This window comes from Acinetobacter lactucae, assembly GCF_013344765.1.
Taxonomy (GTDB): domain Bacteria; phylum Pseudomonadota; class Gammaproteobacteria; order Pseudomonadales; family Moraxellaceae; genus Acinetobacter; species Acinetobacter lactucae_A.
On the sequence record NZ_JABVBF010000412.1, the window covers coordinates 1 to 530 of the forward strand.

At 25.5% G+C, this 530-nt stretch carries 1 protein-coding gene; it reads right to left on the bottom strand.

All coding sequences use genetic code 11. From position 1 onward, the window contains the following. On the bottom strand, nucleotides 1-530 hold a 530-nt coding region (locus HUN22_RS17620; RefSeq protein WP_254617572.1), incomplete at both ends, for an ABC transporter transmembrane domain-containing protein.

Sequence of the window (530 nt, forward strand, 5' to 3'; positions counted from 1 at the left end):
CAAGTCCTTAGTATAGAGATCATCTAAAATATTATCTTTCTCTGTTAATACAATGTCACTTAAACGTTCAAATTGTAAGTTTAGGCTTTTTAATAAAGTAAAATTATCTATAAAAGCAACTATACGTGTATCAAATATTGCCTTATATGCTAGTAATGCTAATAATGCACCTAATGTTAAAGTTTCATTGAGTACAAATATTACACCAAAAAAAATAACACAAATATTTTGCAAATCAAAAATGAAGTTTTTTATAAATTTATAGTAAACTTCATATTTTTGAGTTTTAATTTTAGCATTTGTTTGGTCAATAAATAAGGTCAACCACGTACTGCTTCTTAAATTTTCCTTACCAAATAATTTTATTGATTTTATTCCTCTAATAGTTTCAAGAATATATGTTTGCTGCCTAGCACTATATATTATTTCTTCTTTATTTGCAGTCCAAAATGGGTAGAACCAAAAGAACCTCAACAATGCATACAAAATTGCACTTAAAATTATTAATAATGCCAAATCTGCCTTATAAT